Source organism: Streptococcus parasanguinis ATCC 15912, assembly GCF_000164675.2.
GTDB classification, from domain to species: Bacteria; Bacillota; Bacilli; order Lactobacillales; family Streptococcaceae; genus Streptococcus; species Streptococcus parasanguinis.
The window spans coordinates 1,927,082-1,944,293 of sequence record NC_015678.1 but is presented as its reverse complement, the minus strand read 5'-3'; the positions used below and the strand labels follow the sequence as shown (position 1 = coordinate 1,944,293).

Annotated in this window: 15 protein-coding genes and 1 pseudogene; 9 read left to right on the top strand and 7 right to left on the bottom strand. The window is 39.6% G+C overall.

Going from position 1 to position 17,212, the window contains the following annotated elements; translation table 11 throughout:
• Positions 1-230: 230 nt before the first annotated feature.
• Positions 231-2,159 (bottom strand): hypothetical protein, encoded by a 1,929-nt coding sequence (locus HMPREF0833_RS09080; protein ID WP_013904612.1) that lies wholly within the window; start codon positions 2,157-2,159, stop codon positions 231-233.
• A 290-nt stretch (positions 2,160-2,449) separates the two neighbouring features.
• Between HMPREF0833_RS09080 and HMPREF0833_RS09075 the strand changes: the two genes are divergently transcribed.
• From HMPREF0833_RS09075 to HMPREF0833_RS09045, 7 genes and pseudogenes are all read left to right on the top strand, one after another.
• Entirely contained in the window at positions 2,450-2,980 is a 531-nt protein-coding gene (locus HMPREF0833_RS09075) for a hypothetical protein (RefSeq protein ID WP_013904611.1), read from the top strand.
• Between the two features lie 99 nt (positions 2,981-3,079).
• Positions 3,080-3,394: a hypothetical protein gene (locus HMPREF0833_RS09070; protein WP_013904610.1), complete on the top strand. Its 315-nt coding sequence runs from the start codon at positions 3,080-3,082 to the stop codon at positions 3,392-3,394.
• Positions 3,394-4,457: pseudogene (locus HMPREF0833_RS09065) on the top strand (cell division protein FtsK). Before HMPREF0833_RS09070 ends, HMPREF0833_RS09065 begins: the two are co-directional and overlap by 1 nt.
• 3 nt (positions 4,458-4,460) lie before the next feature.
• Complete coding sequence (locus HMPREF0833_RS09060) at positions 4,461-5,075, top strand: hypothetical protein (protein ID WP_013904607.1); 615 nt, start codon at positions 4,461-4,463, stop codon at positions 5,073-5,075.
• A gap of 131 nt (positions 5,076-5,206) precedes the next feature.
• Positions 5,207-5,794 carry a replication protein gene (locus HMPREF0833_RS09055; RefSeq protein ID WP_013904606.1) on the top strand — a complete coding sequence of 196 codons (588 nt, stop codon included), beginning with the start codon at positions 5,207-5,209 and terminating at the stop codon, positions 5,792-5,794.
• Positions 5,785-6,048: a helix-turn-helix domain-containing protein gene (locus tag HMPREF0833_RS09050; RefSeq protein ID WP_013904605.1), complete on the top strand. Its 264-nt coding sequence runs from the start codon at positions 5,785-5,787 to the stop codon at positions 6,046-6,048. Before HMPREF0833_RS09055 ends, HMPREF0833_RS09050 begins: the two co-directional genes overlap by 10 nt.
• A 65-nt stretch (positions 6,049-6,113) precedes the next feature.
• Positions 6,114-7,331, top strand: coding sequence for a site-specific integrase (locus tag HMPREF0833_RS09045; protein WP_013904604.1), 1,218 nt, complete (start codon positions 6,114-6,116; stop codon positions 7,329-7,331).
• 106 nt (positions 7,332-7,437) lie between these two features.
• Here the strand turns inward: HMPREF0833_RS09045 and rpsI are convergent, their stop codons facing one another.
• From rpsI to rlmB, 5 genes are all read right to left on the bottom strand, one after another.
• Positions 7,438-7,830, bottom strand: a complete 393-nt coding sequence (gene rpsI / locus HMPREF0833_RS09040) for a 30S ribosomal protein S9 (protein WP_000075969.1) — start codon at positions 7,828-7,830, stop codon at positions 7,438-7,440.
• Positions 7,831-7,848: 18 nt separating this feature from the next.
• Entirely contained in the window at positions 7,849-8,295 is a 447-nt protein-coding gene (rplM, locus tag HMPREF0833_RS09035) for a 50S ribosomal protein L13 (RefSeq protein WP_002876943.1), read from the bottom strand.
• 152 nt (positions 8,296-8,447) lie between these two features.
• Entirely contained in the window at positions 8,448-9,311 is an 864-nt protein-coding gene (locus HMPREF0833_RS09030) for a DegV family protein (RefSeq protein ID WP_013904603.1), read from the bottom strand.
• Positions 9,311-9,823, bottom strand: a complete 513-nt coding sequence (locus HMPREF0833_RS09025; protein WP_013904602.1) for an NYN domain-containing protein — start codon at positions 9,821-9,823, stop codon at positions 9,311-9,313. Before HMPREF0833_RS09025 ends, HMPREF0833_RS09030 begins: the two co-directional genes overlap by 1 nt.
• An 18-nt stretch (positions 9,824-9,841) precedes the next feature.
• Positions 9,842-10,570: a 23S rRNA (guanosine(2251)-2'-O)-methyltransferase RlmB gene (gene rlmB / locus HMPREF0833_RS09020; RefSeq protein ID WP_013904601.1), complete on the bottom strand. Its 729-nt coding sequence runs from the start codon at positions 10,568-10,570 to the stop codon at positions 9,842-9,844.
• Between the two features lie 96 nt (positions 10,571-10,666).
• Between rlmB and HMPREF0833_RS09015 the strand changes: the two genes are divergently transcribed.
• Together HMPREF0833_RS09015 and HMPREF0833_RS09010 are read left to right on the top strand one after the other, a co-directional pair.
• A complete protein-coding gene (locus HMPREF0833_RS09015; protein ID WP_013904600.1) occupies positions 10,667-11,629 on the top strand; it encodes an aromatic acid exporter family protein in 963 nt (320 codons plus the stop codon).
• Positions 11,630-11,794: 165 nt separating this feature from the next.
• Positions 11,795-15,016, top strand: a complete 3,222-nt coding sequence (locus HMPREF0833_RS09010; RefSeq protein WP_013904599.1) for an LPXTG-anchored zinc carboxypeptidase — start codon at positions 11,795-11,797, stop codon at positions 15,014-15,016.
• A gap of 491 nt (positions 15,017-15,507) precedes the next feature.
• Here the strand turns inward: HMPREF0833_RS09010 and HMPREF0833_RS09005 are convergent, their stop codons facing one another.
• The gene (locus HMPREF0833_RS09005; protein ID WP_013904598.1) at positions 15,508-17,175 is read right to left on the bottom strand and encodes an alpha-glucosidase; all 1,668 of its coding nucleotides are present in this window, start codon (positions 17,173-17,175) and stop codon (positions 15,508-15,510) included.
• Positions 17,176-17,212 lie beyond the last annotated feature (37 nt).

Sequence of the window (17,212 nt, the reverse complement as noted above, 5' to 3'; positions counted from 1 at the left end):
AAAAATTGGCAAATTCAAGAGAAATAGCTTTGTTGCTGATACTATATATTTTTAGTTGTAAAATCAAAACAGATATAATCCAATAAAACTTTTGATAATATTATCTCATAAACTCACAATTTGATCAGTTGTTTACTAGTTAAATAGATTTTTAACTTCCAGATTATTTCTAAATTTCAAGTTCAAGTAGTTCATCGAGTTGGAGAGCATTAAGTTTAATCTCCTGATTTTTATATTACAATGCCAATCGTGTCCAAATAACTTTTCATTAGCTTTTTATCATTATCAGAAAAATTCTTTTCAACCATAAAAATAGGTATAACCGCTCTTAACTGAGAGATAAAGTTTTGGTATTCTAATTCAAATTTTTCATAGAAATTTCCCTTTTGAAAATAAACATCCCAATCTAAGTTTAGTTCACCAAGCATAAAAGAATTAAATCTCTTTTCTACATCTTTAACTAATTTATCTGAGAGGTTCATATAATATTTTTCTAACATTTGATGATTTTCACTATCGTACAATTCATATTCTTCTTCTAAGCGGTTTATTATTTTCTGGTATGACTTTTCAATTGAAGTTATTTCTCTCATTAAACAAGAATATTCAAAATTCATTTCTCTGTTTAGTCCTTCTACTTTAATTGTTTCATTAAAATTTAAGAGTAAACTCTTAATGTTACAATAATGGTTTATATCCTTTACAAGAGGTAAGAGAGTGTCTCTATATAGAACTTTAACGCATTGGTAACAGTATTTGAGGTATAATTCAAACAAATCAATTTGATTGTCGACATCTTGGTTTTCAAAATATAAATTAAATTTAGAACAGTAGAGTCCATCATCTTCAAGTAATATATTTTGTAAAGTATAACAAAAAAAATTTGAAGATAAGTATAGAATGGTGTTTAATATACTGCTAATTAATTTATCTGAAAGAGTGTAGTATTTGCTGAAAGTAGCTTTGTAATGGATTCCACAGAAGATTACTAATATTGAATGCAAGTTGTTCATCAAGTTTATTTTTGCAAAAAAACTATCAATCAATCTCGTTAAAATAATAATTATTATTTGATTATTAATGAATCCCACTTGATCTATCAATAATTCCTTATTATCTTTTAAAGTTAGTAAAGAATTGTATATTTCATTACGTGTTGGAAAATCATAATAATGTACTTTTTTAAATGTACGATTACTTTTTTCTAAATTTTCCCTCAAGAATTTTATAAACTCACTGACAAAAGGTGCATTATATACTTTTTGAAGGTTTCCCTCTTTGAATTTTGTTTTCGTATTTTCAGATTTAATTTCAGTTGTAAAGGAAGGAATATCAAAATAATACACTTTATCCTCAATTGTTAAAAAACAGTCCTGTTCATTAATTATGATATTGTCGTTATATTTTAGGAAGTCTATCGGTATATTTGTTAGAGGGTATTTTAGACCACCAATAGATGCAGTGCAGTATTTCGAACTTGTTTTTTTAAATTTTAGATGATATTTCCTTTCAATTTGCTCTTCAATATTTAGAAGAGCTTTTATTTTATCCTCTATTGATTTAAAAATGATAAATTCTTCATTTTTAGAGGAAATGTTTGAAATATCTAATGTCAAACCCAATTTTTCAATATCTTTTAGATAATAAAGATTTAGTTTTCTTTCAAACTCATTAGAAGTTTGCCCCTTAGAATTAATAGAATATTTATGAGGAATTTCTTCGTGGATTGTACATAAAACTTTCCCTATAATTTCAGCATCTTTACCGAATAAAGAATAATAAACATACTTTAAAATCTCTAATTTATCATTTAGGGAGAAAAGATATTGATCCAAAATATCTTCTCTTTTTTCAAAAATCCTTAATTTTTTGCGAATAGTTTCCTTATCATAATGTATTGTTGAGTCACCACTATTCCATAAATTGGTAATACTATCTACTGTAAATTTTTCATGATATAGCTTTTGTAGTTTGTTAATTAATAAATTGAAAGTATCTTCATCCCATTGATTAAATTCATGTCCCAAGAGTTTATATGTCCCACGATCTAAAGTATTCATTAAGAAGACATGTCTCAATAGGTTATATGCAATGGATAATTGTCTATCATTATATACATAGTCGATAAAAAACGATTCTGAATAAATTTTGCCAGTCATAAAAATCCCTCAATCCCAGGTTCATAAAAATTATTACTTTTGTTTTAATTATATATGAAAGTAATAAAAGATGCATAAGATAAAGTCAAGTGCAATTTGCTGCTTTCAAACATAAATAATAAGTCCTATATGATGCGCATCGAATGGACGGATAGAAACTAAAAGTATCGACATATCTGTTAGTTGTCTATACCTTGTAGGGTTTCGCCGTTGATTTAGTGTGCTTTTTTAACATCTAGCGGTTGGGATTTATTTAGTTTCTTTCCGTCTTCTGACGCAAAGGAAGTAAAATGACATCATATAGAAAAGTGATATCAGAATTGTATTGCAAGTTGTTAGGTGAAGAACTCAAGAAAAAGGTAAACGAGCTAGAAATATTGCAAAATCAAATTGGATATGAGATAGCTGGTGGAGGCGTTGAATTATTATCCGAAACAACTGTTGGGCAAATTCTGAAAGGAAAAAGAAATATTAGTTTCAACGCTTCGTTAGCTTTTCAAACTAGTTTACATTATAAAAATCCAAGAGAATTATTTTTTCCGAATAATAAATTCGAATTATTGCTGATTAAAAATATAATAACTATGATATTAACTGATCCTGTATTTGAAGACACGCTTCTAAAGCAGGTATTAGCAAAAAATTTTTCTCATATCTCACAGAAAGAAGTATCTCAATTCATTGAAAAAAACAAAGAAATTTTCCTATGCTCTTTGTCAAACTTTATTTCAGATTTCCCCGCGGAAGAAACTTCTCATCAAATTGCTGAAAAATTAACTGATTGGCTATCTGAATTAGCTTGTTTAATATCACAAATTTAAAAGTAAACTGTCAAGAAAACTGACAGTCTACTTTCTGAATCTACGTTAAACTAAAATTGTTCTTAGCTAAGACAAATAATCAAACAAGAGGTAAATCTAATGAAAACACGCAATCGCAAAGGTGGCTACTCAGTCAATACTGCTAATGAATATATTGATAACAAGCAGGGCATTCTCTGCTTAAGCACCGAACTAGAAGCACAAATTAAATTTGAAGACGGCCAACCAACAGGTGAAATCATCGCTTATAAAGCTTGGTTCTCACAAAAAGGACTTCCGCCCTTTACCGTCAAATTTGAATCCGAAGTGGAGCTACCACCTTATAAGGCATTGGTACAGTTTGATAATCTTCAAGCTTGCGAAGTTGGCTTTAACGTCTACTTCAAAGCTGACAATCTCAAGGAGGTTAAATAATGACAAATCGAGAACTAGGACAATATCTGCTCCAAAGCCTCAATATGGGACTTGGAAGCATTATGCAAGGAGAAACTAGCTATACTAACAGCTTTGACTGCAAAATTATGGAAGAAGGATTCCTCTTTCTTCCTCGTTTGCCAGCTGGTTATATCATTGATGATGAACTCTATCAGAAAATTTTCCTAATTGCGAATGCTGCTCTTTATCCTCGCTTCACTCTTCTCAAACAAAATTCAGCTTATTTTATGGCGCTAGATACAAACAGCGTGGACTCTTCTTCCCTTGGAAAGCAGGCATTTCTGAACGTCTAGTGATTGCTGATTTGGAAGAATTCACGGCAAAACAAAAGGGAAATCTGATTCCCATCATGAAAAATCTTAATCTTGACTACAACAAAGTAACTTCTATGGCTATCGCTGGGAATAGCGGTTCTGGTAAGTCTTACGCTCTGACCTATTTTCTTAGTCTACTAAAAAACATTTCAGATTTAATAATTGTAGATCCCAAATTTGATACACCCAGTCGATGGGCTCGCGAACATGGCATTCCGGTTCTACATCCTCAAAAGAATCGTTCTAAGTCTGACTTTGTTTCAGAAATCAACGAGAATTTGAGTATCTGCTTGAATCTTATCCAACAGAGGCAGGAGATTCTCTATGATAATCCAGATCATAAATTTGAACATTTTACAATTGTCATTGATGAAGTGTTAGCGTTGACCGAGGGAGTCAATAAAACTATAAAAGATTCATTCTTCTCTCTCTTATCACAAGTTTCTCTTTTGGGCCGTGCCACATCTATCCATCTATTGCTCGTTAGCCAGCGCTATGACTATAATACTATACCTATATCTGTTAGGGAGCAATTAAATGTTCTAATTCAAATTGGTAATATCAACAAGAAGACAACACAATTTCTATTCCCCGATCTAGACCCTGAAGGCATTGTTATCCCTATAGGAAAAGGAACTGGACTTATTCAAATTATTGATAATGAACATCCTTATCAAGTTTTACCTCTCCTTTGCCCTACTTACTATACAAAGAAAGGCATTCTGTAACCTATGAAAAAAACTTTCTTTCAAACGACCTACAACCTAAATGCGAACTTAATAGTCCTTGCCTTGTTTAGCTTTCTCTTTAGGATTGGAATCAACTTACTTATTCAAATGTTAGAAACCACCAAACTCTCTGGAATGCAGGGACTTTTTACAACAATACTAGATAAGCTGACTGCTCTTGAACATTACATTCAAGTATTGTCATTCTGCCTTATTCTCGTTCCTGCTCTTTTGGTTATCATTGAGTTAGTTCAAAGATTTTTAAAAGATTCATTATGGAATTATTTCAAGTCTATCTACCAGACTTCTAGAATGAGACAATTTCTGAAGCAAGATGAACAATCTGAACCAATGAATACAATTGAGAATCAGACTGTTACTCGCATCAACCCTATTTTAAAAAGCTTCAATCACTCTGTCTTAGGGTGTACGGTAGATGTAAGAAAAGAAACTGTCACTGTTTTACTTGCCATTCCAAGAACTCAACAGGCTCAAAAGTTACTGAAAGAAATGGAAGATGATATCAAGGAAGAAATTTCAAGTAGCAATCCAAACTATTATTTTTCTTCACCATATCGAAAAGGTAATAAGCTTTGGTTTACAGGAACTAAGAGATAAGGGAAAATATGGGGCTTGGCTCACAAAGTGAAAGCCAAAAGCCCCGTGTTTTCAAAATCATCTATGCACATGTAATGGGGTTACTACGACCCCCATTACACCAATAATCATCAATCATAGAAAGGAAATAAATGGCTAAAGAAAAACGCTCGAACAAGTGGGCTTTCCTTCTCTATCAGGAAAGTGCCCCTGAGCATTATCTGGATGTTTTAGAGAACATGCATATCCCTTTTGTTCTCAGCCCATGGCACGACAAAGACATCAATAAGGAAACGGGAGAATTTAAAAAAGCTCACAAGCATGGAGCATTATATTTTGATTCACTCAAAAGCTATTCTCAAGTTTCCGAATTACTAACTAAGAACCTCAATACACCTGCCCATGTAGAACCTGTTATGTCTCCTAAAGGAATGTATGACTACTTCACTCATGCAGAAAATCCTGAAAAGACTCTGTACGATATCAACGAAATTGAAACTGGTTGTGGTTTTGAACTGGATAAATTCCTGATTAGCAACAACAGTGACGAATTTTTTTCAATGGTAATCGATATCATAGAGGAACACAATTTTACAGAATTTAACAACTTAGTCAGATACGCTAGAAAAGATAATCAACAGTTGCTAGGTTTAGTTATGGATAAAACTTACTTCTTTGCAAAATATTTGGACTCACGCCGTCATTCTAGATATGGGAAGGAGGATAACGAATGCAAGTAATCCTACCAGATGAGCAAATTCACCAAATTCAACTACTACTATCCAACCTTATTCAAAAAGAAATTGAACAACAATTAGGACAAAACAGTTTAAACTGCCCCTATCTAAATAAGCAACAAGCTTGTGAATATTTAGGGATCTCTAATAATACTCTTGATTTTTGGATTCAAAAGGGGCTTCCATCAATCAAAATTGGAAAAACAATTCGATTCCACAAAGATTCTATTGACCGCTGGCTAAACAGTAACAACTAGAAAAATCAAGATTTTTATTTTATAATGGTCATGATATTTTCTGGTTCGATATAAAGGAGAATATCATGACTATCAGTAAGACAAAAAACGGAACTTACCGCTTAAAAGTCTATATACCATTAGAAGCACGAATGCCTCTTGGTATCGTTAACAATAACTATTATGATAAAAGATTTAAAACAAGAAAGGAGGCACGACAAGCAGAGATAGACCTACTTACGAAGCTAAACCAAATTGAAGACAACGTCTTTTCGGGACTAGGAAAAGAAGATATTCTTTTCTCAGACTTCTATAATAATATTTGGTGGGAATCCTACAAAGCAGGACAAACTACATCTACTTCTAAGCCACCAAGCAGGTCAACAATTGCTAATACCAAAACATGTTTTGAAAAGCATATACTACCACTTCTTGGCAACTATACGATTCAATTTTTAAACCAAAATAAACAGGTTATTCTAAATTTGATGACGTCAAAAGCTAACGAATATGCAAATTTTAAGACTTTACGAAGTTACGTTATTTCTATTTTTGATTGGGCGGAAGAACTTGAATATATTGAAGCAAACAGAGTTGCAAAAACTTTAAGACGAATTAAGGCTGTCAAAAAAATTCAACTTGCAGAATCAAAACGTGATGAAGATTTATTTTTAACTCATGAGCAACTCCAAGAATGGTTCACAGCCTTTAAAGAAGATTTAGAGAACGATAAAATATCACTCAAAGATTACGTTCTTTTTTATCTCACTTTTTTCCTTGGAGATAGAAAATCAGAAACATATGCTCTCCAGTGGAAACATATCGACTTTTCAAAATCTCAGATTCAGTTAATTCAGGCTTTAGATAGATACGGACAAGTAAAATCTACCAAAGGAAATAAAAAAACTATCTTTTCTATTTCTAGCGACTTGCTTCAACTTCTGACTTTATGGAAAAAAGAACAAAAATATGAACTGGCAAAGTTTGGTATCATCACTAATCCAGAACAATTCATCTTCACTTACATAGATACCAGAGGAAATATCAATAAACCTTTACATTCTGACTATCTCAATAATAAGATGAAAACTATCAGAAAGCGACACCCAGAGCTTACACACGCTACACCACATAAACTACGTCATACTGGAGCAACACTCGCTAAACAGGCAGGAATGAGCTTAGAAGCTATTTCTGAAGCTCTGACACATAGCGACACAGGTACAACACAGATTTATGTCAATACCTCTAATGTAGTCCCTATGGCAGTCGGTGAATTTGCCTTACAGTCTCTTAAACAATAAGGTGAAAATAAGGTAAACTTTGAGGTGAACTTTTTCAAAAAACATAGAAAAAGCACCCATGAGGTAAACTCTTGAGTGCTTTGAAACGTTGATATAATCGTGTTGATTAACGTTTTGAGAATTGTGATGCTTTACGAGCTTTCTTAAGACCTGGTTTCTTACGTTCAACTTTACGTGAGTCACGTGTAAGAAGTCCTGCGCGTTTCAATGAATCGCGGAAGTCTGGGTCTACTTGAAGAAGGGCACGAGCGATACCGTGACGGATAGCTCCTGCTTGACCTGCGTAACCACCACCTACAACGTTAACGAAAACGTCGTATGAACCTACAGTTGAAGTAACTGCGAATGGTTGGTTGATTACAAGACGAAGGTCAGCGTGTGGGATGTACTCTTCAACATCTTTTTTGTTAACAGTGATTTTACCAGTTCCTGGAACAAGGCGAACGCGTGCAACAGCGTTTTTACGACGTCCAGTACCTGCATATTGTGCTTGTGACATACTTTATTGTTCCTTTCCTTAGATAAGTCCTGAAATATCAAGAACTTCTGGTTGTTGTGCAGCGTGAGTGTGCTCAGCTCCAACGAATACTTTCAATTTCATACCTTGAGCGCGGCCAAGAGTATTGTGTGGAAGCATACCTTTAACTGATTTCTCGATCAAACGTACTGCATTTTTAGAACGAAGTTCACCAGCAGAGATTGATTTCAATCCACCTGGGTGGTTTGAGTGAGTGTAGTAGATCTTATCAGTTGCTTTTTTACCAGTCAATTTAACTTTTTCAGCATTGATAACGATTACGAAGTCACCTGTATCAGTGTGAGGTGTGAATGTTGGTTTGTTTTTTCCGCGAAGCACGCTAGCAACAACTGCTGAAAGGCGTCCAAGAGGTACATCAGTTGCGTCAACAACGTACCATTTGCGTTCTACTTGGCCTGGTTTAGCCATGAATGTAGTTTTGTTCATGATTTCTCCTATATGAATGTCGTTTTTGTTTACAGGGCGGATGTTCCGGTCCGCGAGTTATTTGAAAGGTTCCGGGGCCTTACAAATGGGGTAAACAATACCGCCTACTATTGTATCAAAATTCTAAGATAAAAGTCAACCGATTTGGAAAATTATTTACGATTTTCTTTTCCAATGACAAATCCGATCAAGGAATTCGGGCCAACGTGGGCTGAAATAACTGGTCCAAGAGGCATCACAAGAACTTCATCGATGCCTTCAAGCGCAAGCATTTCTTGCTTCAGTGCTTCGGCTCCTTCTAGATCGTTGGTATAAGATACCAAGGCTGTGCTTTCACCGATATCTGCTTTGATCAGCTCCAGTAGTTCTCGCATAGCTTTTTTGCGTCCACGAACTTTCGTAATTGGCACTAATTTCCCTTCCGCATCAATCCAGAGAATGGGTTTGATACTGGCCAAACTTCCCATGATCGCAGCACTCTTGGAAAGACGGCCTCCACGCATGAGGTGATAGAGATCATCGACGAGGAAATAAGTCCGCAGTCTTGGCGCTAGGTCCATGATCTCTTCCTTGGCTTCTGCTAATGAACGGCCTGCATCACGCGCAGCTACTGCCCGCATGACCAGATATCCCTCTCCAATCCCAGCAGCCTTCGGATCGACAATCTCGATCACGGCTTCCGGGTAGTCTTCTAAAACCAGGTCTCGTGCCATGATTGCACTCTGATAAGTCCCAGATAAGACCGATGAAAAGGCTACATAAAGCAGGTCTTTCCCTTCTTTGGCAAATTGTTCAAAGGTTTCCTGAAATTGGCCCACATTGACCTGACTGGTTGTCGGTTTAGCTCCATTTTTCATGGCTTCTAAAAGCTCAGGGCTGGTCAATTGACCTTCGCCAACTGTCTGGTAAACCGTCCCATCTAACTCAATGGTCAACCCAAGAATGGTCACCTGGTGTTCCTTGGCCCAGTTCTGATCTAAATCTGCGGTCGAATCTGTCAAAATAGCAAATGTCATTACTTGTCTCCCATCATTTCTTGTAATTGTCGTAATACTTCGTGATCGAGTGGTCGCATGGGTGGTTTTTGATCGTTGACCCCTCGCTGCGCCTGATTGAGGTTTCCTTTGACGACTGCGACCCGTTTTTCTAACTCTCTAGCGGATACCCGAAGGGCCCCTTGAGCAAAGACAGTCCATTGCTCATTTAAGTCACTGGTTGCGACCGATACTTGGTGGAGGGGCGTGTTGAGCTCTGCCGCCAAGCGCTCGATATAGTCATCTGCCGTTTCATCCTCACCGGTAAAGACCACCTGAACATTGAACTCCTCATAGGTCTGCCGCACTCCTGGCATATACTGGGCATCAAAGACACAGATGACTTCGATCCCTTCAAAGCTAGCATAGTGGCTCAGTTTTTGCAGAAGGATATTGCGGGCTGCATCGAGCTCACTTTTTTGAAAGAGCTGGCGGGTCTCCTGCCAAAAGGCAATCATATTATAGCCGTCAACCAATAAGATTTTTCGTTTCATATCATTGCCTTTCTAGGATTATAGTCGATTACGAAAGACCTCATACATAAGGATGGCTGCTGCCACACTGGCATTGAGGCTTTGCACATGACCATTCATGGGAATGGTGATCATCTCATCGACTTGCTTTTTAATATTGGCTGAGATCCCTTTTCCTTCATTGCCGATGATCAAGGCTAACTTACCAGCCGTATTCCACTGGTGAGATGGCGTGCCGTTCATGTCGGTCCCAAAGATCCAGAAGCCTTCTTCCTTGAGCTTGTCTAAGGTTTGGCTAAGATTTGTCACACGTGCAATGGGAATGTGTTCCACTGCTCCGGTAGAAGTTTTTGAAACTACTGGGGTTACCCCTACTGCCCGATGCTTAGGAATGATGACGCCTGAGACATTGGTCGCATCAGCTGTACGCAAGATGGATCCAAGATTGTGCGGATCTGTTAAGCCATCGAGAATCAACAAAAGCGGGTTCTCTTCTTGGACTGTCTGTTTCAGAATCACTGCCAAGTCTGTATAAGCAAAGGCTGCCACACGAAGAACGAAGCCTTGGTGAACAGCTCCTTCTGTCATTTCCTGCAGGGTTTTCTTTGGAGTCCAAGAAATTGACACTTTTTTCTCAGCTGCTAAGGCCTTGATTTTGTCGACATTTTTTCCTCGTAGGTCTTCTTGAATATATAATTTATTGCCTGTATTGGCTTGTAAAGCCTCGGTGACTGCGTGAACACCGTATACGATATCGTTATTTTCCATAGAACTAGTATACCACAAGAAAGGAGGAAGAGGCCAATTCATGATATAATGAAATCAAATCTATCTCAATGAACGAACCGAACTAGAAAGGAAGCCATGCCTCTTTTTCAACGAACCATCAAGCTCACCTTGGCCACCTGTTTAGCAGCGGCCCTTGCTTATGCTCTGGGCTTGACCTATGCCATCTCAGCTGGCGTCATTGCCATCTTGAGTATCTCGGATACACGTCGCAGCACCATCAAGCAGGCCTACCAGCGCTTTATGTCAACCTTGCTGGCCCTTGCTATCGGAAGTCTCGCCTTTTCCTTTTTAGGGTTCAACCTCTGGGCATTGGGTGTCTTTATCGCTCTCTATGTTCCTTGTGCCTTTCTATTGGGCTGGCAGATCGGCATCACGCCTAGTACGGTGCTGGTCACCCATCTCTTGATTGAGCAGTCTACTTCCTGGGGACTCTTGCTCAATGAACTTGCTCTCTTTTTAATTGGAACCAGCTTTGCCTTGCTGGCCAATCTCTATATGCCTTCGAATCAGGCGGCGATCGATCATTACCATGATGTTGTTGAAGACCAACTGAAAAAGATCCTTGGTCGTTTTGTGGAATTTCTTGGTAAAGGGGATGGTCGCAATGATGCTCGCTTGATTAAGGAGTTGGATGGTATCCTAAAGGACGCTTTAAATCTAGTTTATCTAGACCATTCCAACCACCTCTTTCACCAAACCAACTACCATATTCACTACTTCGAAATGCGCAAGCGACAAAACGATATCCTGCGAGATATGGCAGAAAACGTCAACCGCTGTCAGTTGGCGGCGAGTGAAAGTATGATCCTTGCTGAACTTTTTAAGAAGACGGCTCAACAGTTAAGTCAGGAAAATCCTGCCCAAGATCTTCTAGATGATATTACTCAGTATTTGGCGATCTTCCGCGAACGCCCTCTTCCTAAGACCCGTGAGGAATTTGAAACACGCGCTACCTTACTCCAACTTTTAAGAGACTTAGAAAATTTCATCCAGATCAAGGTTGATTTTTACCAACAATTTCATAAAGTTAACGAATAAATAGGGGAGACTGTTCGAGGAAGCAACTACCCTATCATCTGTTTTTCAAATGTCATTTCAAGAGGCTGGATTTTTATCCACCCTCTTTTTTGCACATATATTGTAAACGTTTTCTTTTAATGATATACTGGAACTGTAATAACATTTTTAAGGAGGGTCTTCTATATGAAGTCTTCGTATAAGAAACATTTGTACACTACAACACTCAGCCTCTCAGCGGCTGTCTTGCTTTCCGTTATCGGTCATGGCCAAGCTTCAGCCGATAGCTTAGAAGCGCCTCAAACGGAACCAAGCACGGTCCTTGAAGCGACACCTGCTACTGAGCAACCTGTGACAGCCGAGACGACTAGTCCCGCTACAGCCACAGAAGTAACTCCTGCTAGTCCTGCAGAAAGAGCAGCGACTTCTGATGCGACTTCTACTACAGAAGTTACTCCAGCCGCTAGTCCAGTCACTAACCGTGCTACAACGACCGCTGACCAAGCGACACGATTGGCAGATAGCACCATTTATCTCTCTGAAAAGAGTACGATTGATGACAAAGTCCAAGAAAAAGCTCAAGCTGCTGGCAAGATCAGCTGGACTTTAGACAATAAGCCTCTCTCTGAGTGGAAAACCTGGGATATGGAGACAGGAACACTGAGCAAGGATCCATTCCTTACCATCACAGAGACCGCAAACGGAAATGATCTGGATCTCCACATTGACGTGCAGGATCTCTTTGGTGAAGATCTCAGTCTTCGTAGCCCAAATAATATTCGCCGGACTTACCGCAACTACATCGGCAATCATGAGCTGGTCGGAACCAATGCAGACTTAGGAATCACCATCAATAAGACCCTTGTTTTTCGACCATACCAAGACTACCATACACATGAAGAAATGCTAGCTGCTATCGAAAAATCCAAGGAAGAAGCGAAACCTGATCGTTTGGTGCAGCTGGAAACTCTTGGCAAGAGTGCCCAAGGCCGGGATATGAAGATGGGGATCGTGAGCAAGGACCAAGCCAGCATCGATCACTACCTTTCTAGTACCAACCCTACAGCTTTGACTAAGCCAAGCGAAATGCTAGCCGCACTAAAAGACAAGACCTTGGATTACAAATTACCTGTCTTAGTCCACAACACCCACGCGGATGAACAGCCAGGCATTGATATCATCACAGGCCTCTTCAATACTTTTGCGACCAAGGAAAAGGTGACCTTTAACACTACAGATGAAGCTGGAAATGCTAAAACTGTCACTCTAGATATTCCAACCTTGCTCAATAAATTCATCTTCTTATTTGACTTCACGGAAAACCCAGATGGGGATGCTCTCAACCTGCGGGCCCTAGCAAACGGGCTCGATCCAAACCGGGATGCCAGCTACCAAACCAACCCTGAAGTTCGCACGGTTATCCAAATGATCAACAAATGGAATCCGATCGCTCTCTACGACTTACACGGTTTTGTCAAAGAATTCTTAATCGAACCTGCAACGCCACCACATGATCCGAACTTCGAATACGATCTTCTGTCAGACCTGATGCTAGAAAATGCCCATCATATGGGACGGGCAGGAGTTGCCAATTCTAAATACAATAGTTACATCATTCCAAAACTGGATTGGGGCGATGGCTGGGATGACTCCTTCTCTGGCTATACAGGGGTTTATGCTGTCTACCATGGTATCTTAGGCCATACTATCGAAATTCCGGAATCTAACCAAGAGTCCTATAACGCGGGTCGCAATGCTGTCCTAGGCGGAATTGACTTCCTCAACCAAGATACAGACCGTCTCCTTGAGATGCGTCTCAACTTCTACCTGCGCGGTCTCAATAAAACCGAAGATCCAAAAGCCGAAAATGAACTGGTCGGCCCAAATGGAGAAATCGTTGGACGTGTGAAAAACGGTCGTCCGAAATTCTTCCCAGACTACTACGTCATCCCAATGAGCCTCGACAAAGACAACGATGCCCAAGAAGCCTTCAATATGATCGACTACTTCAAACGCAATGGTGTCCTCGTTAAGGAACTCAAAGAAGATATTGGTAACTATAAAAAAGGGGACTTAGTCATTGACATGGCCCAAGCCAAACGTGGCTATGCCAACCATATTCTCTACAAGGGCTCCAACGAATCTGCCTGGGCTGCTATGTATGCAGAGCTGCTGGTCAACTTCCCAGATATGAGAGGGTTCAAGTCCGAACCTGTCTTTGCGGATGGTCTTTTCAACGGAAAATTAGGAGAAGTCACCACCACCCGCGCCACTCGTACCTCTGAGATCGATCCAAAAGCTCCTTACTATGTGATCGCAAATACTTCAGCCAGTGCCGTTAAAGCTGTCAACCAGGCTATTGCACAAGGAAAATCTGTCTACCTAACAGATGATGGCTACATCGTTGACCGCGATACCTTTGCTTCGCTCCTACCAAACTATGCCATTTATGGTGATGCCCTCTACAAGATACCAAGCGGCCCAACCTTGAAACCGATGAAGGTCTACTCTCCAAACTACCACTATAATTGGGCTGGAGTAGATGCGCCTGCTCATACTAGTTTGGTCCTTGAAAAATTAGGCTTCCAAATCGTCAATACGCCAGAAGAAGCGGATGTTGTTATTTTGGAAAGCAACCGCTTTGACGCTTCCATTTTTGGTAAAAAACCAACCCTTGTCATTGGTGGGGAAGCCATGCAAAAATTGGAAAAATTGGGAGTTCTTACAGGATTTGACGCTGAAAAACTAAAAGGCGGTAGTGACTACGAAGGCTTGATGAAAGCCATCATTGATGATCAGGATCCATTGACCAGCGGATACAAGAAGAATACCCTCTTCTACTCCAACTCAGGAAACTGGATTGAAAAGGTTCCAGAGCATTTCAAGACCTTGATGAGCATCGCTCCGAGCGATTATTATATTGCAGGTTGGTGGCCACATAACGATGTTCTGGCTAACAAAGTCATGGCCATCTCTGGAGAACTGATGGGACAACCACTCTTTGTCTATGCAGGAAATCCAACCAACCGTCAACACCCTGTCCACTTCTTCCGCTGGGTAACCAATGCGATCTTTGGCAGCAAGTTGGCAAGTTTGATGGATTACGTTCCAGCTAAAGAACCAGATCAAGTGGTGGTTCCAATTCATAACCAAACAAGCAATCCACAGCCAATCTTAGCCAAGAAGGATACTCCTAAAGTGCTCCTTCCACAAAAAGAAATGACAACTAAAAATGAAGAAAGCGTGCAAGCCTTGACTTACCAAGTAGGACAAAGCTTCCAAGAAAGTCCAGCCAAGGCACAATTGCCACAAACTGGAGAAGACACAACTGCGCACTTCATTCTTTCCGGCTTCTTGTTAGCCGTTAGCGGAGGCTTCCTCCTCTTGAAAAAGAAAGAAGTTGAGTAAGTTCCAGGTTTAGACTTGGATGACATGAAAAGAACCTTCGCAGACGCGAAGGTTCTTTTTGGAGATAAAATATCTTTCAAAACTTTCCTTAGGTGAGTACGGACGTCAGCGAACTTCTTCGAAGTTCCATGACTAAATCAAGATACAAAGGGCGTCTGCGGATACAGTCAAAATAGGAAGTTTGACGCAGAATCTTTAGATTTTAGGAGAACTTCCTATTTTGACTGTATCCGCAGCCCGTGTTCAATTTGTTTTGAACCCCTTCGCTCTTTAATTTCTTGGCTCAGGCTAAAACAGTTTCCCAAACTGTTTTACTCTCAAAACTCCCGAGTGTTTGAAACAATAATGTTTCAAACACTTTTCTCACAGCGGAAAGTTTCAGTTTATACTTGACTGATTCTAAAGTATAGAAAACTTTTATAATGTTCTCCAGAATATTTAATGAACATACTATTCTACATTAAATCCTAACACTGATGCAAAGTTTCTCCTTATTCCACCAATTCCAACACAACCGTTTGGTAAGGGACCAATTCTAGCACTTGGTCTCCTTCTTGGAATAATCCTGCAGTATTATTTAAAACGACCGTTTTAATCGGAGCTGGCAACTCTAAGGTGGCCTGGCTATTTTGGAAATTGCTGACAACCAAGAGACGCTTGTCCCCACGGCGTTCAAAGGCGATGATGTTTTCTCGGTCCCGATAAGCTGGGATCATATCCCCGAACCGGATGGTATTCCCATAGAGGGGATGGCGATACAAGGCCGTCAGCTGGCGGTAATAATTCAAGATGGAATTTGGATCCTTTTCCTGATCTTCCACATTGATGGAAACATTTGGTTTTGGGCTGATCAACCAGGCTGACCCATCGCTAAAGCCCAGACCTGGCTCTGCTGACCATTGCATGGGGGTTCGCGCATTGTCCCGGCTGTATTTGGCAATCGCGGCCAAGGCTTCTTCCTCACTCAAACCAGCTTCTTTCGCGACATGGTAGCCATTGATGGTCGCGATATCATCAAAATCCTCCACCGATTCAAAGACTTGGTTTTCCATTCCAATTTCTTGGCCTTGATAGATAAAAGGAATTCCCTTACGCAAGATTTGAATGGTTCCCAAGGCCTTTTTACTGGTATCGTTTACCGGACCTTCCGCAATATAATGGGACACGCCACGAGGTTCGTCGTGGTTTTCAATGATGGTCGAGAGCACCCCAATGCTATCCGCGCGCTCATGGGCTTGGAAAATACTTTCCTTGAGTTCATCTGCAGTTGGAAGAGCATGGTCGAACCAGCCTTTTCCTTCTTGTCCCAGCATGGTTTGTTTGAAGTCAAAGATCGATGAGAAGACACCGTCTTTTCCGATGAAGAAATGCAACTCTTCATCGGTTTCATTGAAAACTTCCCCCACAGTGAAGGCATTGTACTTGGCAAAAGTACGCTCCTTTAACTCTTGCAGGAAAGGTTCAATCGGTTGGGCATTGACCAGCGATTCCGGCACTGGGACCAAGCCGTTATCACGATCGGACGGAAGCGAACGCCATTCTAAATCCTTTTTGATATTGATAATGGCATCAATCCGGAAACCGGCAATTCCCTTGTCCAACCACCAATTGATCATGGTGTAAATCTCTTCGCGTAAGACAGGATTTTGCCAATTGAGGTCTGGCTGATCCTTGTGGAAAGAATGGAGATAGTATTTGTTGGTGCCAGGAACCGGTTCCCAGACACTGCCTCCAAAGTAACTTTCCCAGTTGTTGGGTTCCTTGTCACTTTCGATGAAATAAAAGTAATCCGCATAAGGGCCATCTGGATCCGCTAGAGCTTTTTGGAACCATTCGTGATGACTGGAGCAGTGGTTGACCACCAAGTCCATAATGATGGAAATGCCCCGTTTCTTACCTTCCGCGATCAGCTCTTCCATATCTTCCATCGTTCCAAAAATAGGATCAATGGCATAATAGTCAGAAATATCATAACCCTGGTCAATAAAAGGACTCTTGTAAATAGGGGATAACCAGAGAATATCAATCCCTAAGTCTTGAAGGTAATCGAGTTTCTCCGTGATGCCTTTCAAATCTCCAACGCCATCACCATTGCTATCTTTGAAGCTTTTTGGGTAAATCTGATAAGCGACCTTCCCCTTCCACCAGTCTTTTTCCATGTTTTGTCTCCTTAAAATGAAAGAGACCGAGACACAT

Excerpts from the sequence above, each read along its gene's own strand:
- HMPREF0833_RS09080 (WP_013904612.1), bottom strand. The coding sequence starts at position 2,159 with ATGACTGGCAAAATTTATTCAGAATCGTTTTTTATCGACTATGTATAT.
- HMPREF0833_RS09075 (WP_013904611.1), top strand. The coding sequence starts at position 2,450 with ATGACATCATATAGAAAAGTGATATCAGAATTGTATTGCAAGTTGTTA.
- HMPREF0833_RS09070 (WP_013904610.1), top strand. The coding sequence starts at position 3,080 with ATGAAAACACGCAATCGCAAAGGTGGCTACTCAGTCAATACTGCTAAT.
- HMPREF0833_RS09060 (WP_013904607.1), top strand. The coding sequence starts at position 4,461 with ATGAAAAAAACTTTCTTTCAAACGACCTACAACCTAAATGCGAACTTA.
- HMPREF0833_RS09055 (WP_013904606.1), top strand. The coding sequence starts at position 5,207 with ATGGCTAAAGAAAAACGCTCGAACAAGTGGGCTTTCCTTCTCTATCAG.
- HMPREF0833_RS09050 (WP_013904605.1), top strand. The coding sequence starts at position 5,785 with ATGCAAGTAATCCTACCAGATGAGCAAATTCACCAAATTCAACTACTA.
- HMPREF0833_RS09045 (WP_013904604.1), top strand. The coding sequence starts at position 6,114 with ATGACTATCAGTAAGACAAAAAACGGAACTTACCGCTTAAAAGTCTAT.
- rpsI (WP_000075969.1), bottom strand. The coding sequence starts at position 7,830 with ATGTCACAAGCACAATATGCAGGTACTGGACGTCGTAAAAACGCTGTT.
- rplM (WP_002876943.1), bottom strand. The coding sequence starts at position 8,295 with ATGAACAAAACTACATTCATGGCTAAACCAGGCCAAGTAGAACGCAAA.
- HMPREF0833_RS09030 (WP_013904603.1), bottom strand. The coding sequence starts at position 9,311 with ATGACATTTGCTATTTTGACAGATTCGACCGCAGATTTAGATCAGAAC.
- HMPREF0833_RS09025 (WP_013904602.1), bottom strand. The coding sequence starts at position 9,823 with ATGAAACGAAAAATCTTATTGGTTGACGGCTATAATATGATTGCCTTT.
- rlmB (WP_013904601.1), bottom strand. The coding sequence starts at position 10,570 with ATGGAAAATAACGATATCGTATACGGTGTTCACGCAGTCACCGAGGCT.
- HMPREF0833_RS09015 (WP_013904600.1), top strand. The coding sequence starts at position 10,667 with ATGCCTCTTTTTCAACGAACCATCAAGCTCACCTTGGCCACCTGTTTA.
- HMPREF0833_RS09010 (WP_013904599.1), top strand. The coding sequence starts at position 11,795 with ATGAAGTCTTCGTATAAGAAACATTTGTACACTACAACACTCAGCCTC.
- HMPREF0833_RS09005 (WP_013904598.1), bottom strand. The coding sequence starts at position 17,175 with ATGGAAAAAGACTGGTGGAAGGGGAAGGTCGCTTATCAGATTTACCCA.